The following is a 2556-nucleotide window of genomic DNA, read 5'->3' on the forward strand; positions in this document are numbered from 1 at the left end:
CCGGGGGCGCGTTCGCGTCCGGGGGAGCCCTGCGGCGCGCCGCGGAACGAAATGGGTGGCCGGCCCCCCTGCCGTGATGCTGAGATGGCCCGGTGCAGGGTGAGTTCTCGATCGTCGTGGACCGCAGCAGATACCAGTACGCGCCGACTCCGTGGGAGCACGAGTCATGGCGGGTCTCGGCCCTCGACTGGGTGGCGGAGCAGCTCGCCTCCCACGGCCTGCGGGCGGGCGGAGAGCTGCGTGTCCGGTTGCGGCCGTGGTCCGTGCTGGTGCGGGTGCCCGTCGAGGGGCGGGAGGCGGTCTGGTTCAAGGCGAATCCGCCGGCCAGCGCCTTCGAGGGCCCGTTGACCGCCGCACTGGCCCGCTGGGTGCCCGGGCATGTGCTCCGGCCGCTGGCCGTCGACGCCGAACGCGCATGGGTGCTGCTGCCCGACGGAGGGGAGCTGTTCCGCGACGTGCTCGCCCGGGAGCCGGTCGAGCCGCGGACCTGGGAGGAGCTGCTGCGCCAGTACGCGACCCTGCAGCGGGCCCTCACCCCGCACGCGCGCGAGATCGAGCGGCTCGGGGTGCCCGCCACCCGGACCCCCGATCTGCCCGGGGTGTTCGACGAGCTGCTCACGAGGAGCACCGCGCTGCTCCCGGAGGCACGCGAACGGCTGGAGCGGCTGCGGCCCCGGCTCAGTGACTGGTGCGCCGAACTCGCCTCCTTCGACGTCGAGGACTCCCTCGACCACGCGGACCTGCACGACGGCCAGCTGTTCCGGCCGGCGCCGGGCCGGTTCACCTTCTTCGACTGGGGCGACGCGGTCGTCTCGCACCCGTTCTGCAGCCTGCGGATCCCCGCCGAGAAGGCGCGCGCACGGTACGGGCCGCAGGTCCTGGCCCGGCTGCTCGACGCCTACCTGGAGCCCTGGACGGGCGCCGGGCGCACGCCCGCGGACCTGCGCCGCGCCGCACACCTCGGCTGGCGCCTGAGCGTCCTGGGCCGCGCCGCGTCCTGGGGCCGCACGTTTCCCGGCTCGTCGGGCACCGGCCCGGGCGCCGAGCAGAGCTCCGCGTCCCTGCTGGAGATCTTCAACGACCCGCCGTTCTAGGGGAGTCGGACCGCCGGTCCCGCGATCGGGTGCCGGGGTGCCGTGTGCTGGACGGCCGGTGTTCGGTGCGCCGAGGCGTCGTAACCGCAGCGCACGCCCCATCCGGTCAGAACCCGTGTCCGCTCGCGCTGGCCGCCCCCGTGCCGTGCGGCGGACACTGGGCCGTATGACCCGCACTCGTACGCCCGCCGCTCCTCCGCCCGGCCGCCGTACCGTGCTGGCGGCCCTCGCCGGTGTCGCGCTCGGCGCGGCGGGCTGTTCCGGCCGTACGGCCCGGACCGCGCACCCGTCCCAGAGGCCCACGGCCGCGCACCCGTCCCGGGAGGCCACGTCCGGCACCGGGTCGCCGTCGCCCTCTCCCGTGCTGCCGCGCACCACCCCCTGGCGGCCCACGTCCGCCGAGGTCCAACCGGCCGCGAAGCTGCGCGCCGTGCGGCTGGTGGAGGCGATCGGCGCCTGGGCCGACGGACACGGCGACGCGGCGGCCGCACGGGCGAGGGCCGCGGCGCTCGGGCTGCCGGCGTCCCTCGTCGGCCAGGCCGGGCCGCTGCTGCCGACGGCCGACCAGGCGGTGCTGCAGGTCGTGGACGCGCAGTACGGCGGGATCCTGTCCCGGTCGGCCAGCGTGCTGGTGGTGTGCCGGCAGTGGACCCGGCGCGCCGGCACGGTGAGCGCCGGCGGGACGACGGTCGACGTGCGCCTCTCCCGGTCGGGTTCCGGCTGGACGGTCGACGCCCTGCATCCGGCACACCCGGGACCGGCCGCCCCGTCCTTGGCGTCGGACGTCCGGAACGTGCTGTCCGACGACCGGATCGTGCTGCCGCCCGCTGCCATGGCGGATCTGCGCAGTGGTCAGGTGCACACCAGCGTGGCGAAGGCGATGCTCGCGCTGGCGCGGACGTACCGGCTGGAGGTGAGCGTCGTCCGCTCCGGGCATCCGCTGGACGTGTTCGGCACCAGCCGGCCCAGCGACCATCCGCGGGGCCGGGCCTTCGACGTGTGGCGGATCGACGGCCACGCGGTCGTCGACCCGGCGACCTCACGCGGTCTGATCGAGCGGTTCATGCGGGACGCGGCGGCGGCCGGCTCGTACAACGTGGGCGGCCCCGTGCTGCTGTCCGGCGGCGGTGCCGGTCAGTTCTTCAGCGACGCCACCCATCACGACCACGTGCACATCGGCTTCCGCACCTGACCGCATCCCACGGTGTCACCCGTTCGGCCGTACCGCCGCCGGCCCGGCCCGACGCGGTCGCGCGGCCCGCCGGCCGGTGTTCCCGCGCCTGCCGCGGGTTGCGCCGACCGCGCGGGCGTCGGAACGCTGGAGCCGACACACATCCGGGAGGTGCAGTGGCTCCGGCACACGACACCACACCGTCGGACGGCCTCGGCCGCCGGCGTTTCCTGACCCTGTCCGCAGGCCTCGGTCTCGGCACGGCCGCCGCGTGCACGGCGACACCGCCGC

General features: G+C 75.9%; 2 protein-coding genes. Both read left to right on the plus strand.

The features are described 5' to 3' along the window. Positions 1-92 precede the first annotated feature (92 nt). Positions 93-1094 (plus strand): phosphotransferase, encoded by a 1002-nt coding sequence (locus ABT288_RS34905; RefSeq protein ID WP_351616594.1) that lies wholly within the window; start codon positions 93-95, stop codon positions 1092-1094. A 166-nt stretch (positions 1095-1260) separates the two neighbouring features. Continuing rightward, positions 1261-2286 (plus strand): hypothetical protein, encoded by a 1026-nt coding sequence (locus tag ABT288_RS34910; protein ID WP_351616596.1) that lies wholly within the window; start codon positions 1261-1263, stop codon positions 2284-2286. The last annotated feature ends 270 nt before the right edge of the window (positions 2287-2556 follow it).

Source organism: Streptomyces sp. NPDC001093 (assembly GCF_040298985.1).
Taxonomy (GTDB): domain Bacteria; phylum Actinomycetota; class Actinomycetes; order Streptomycetales; family Streptomycetaceae; genus Streptomyces.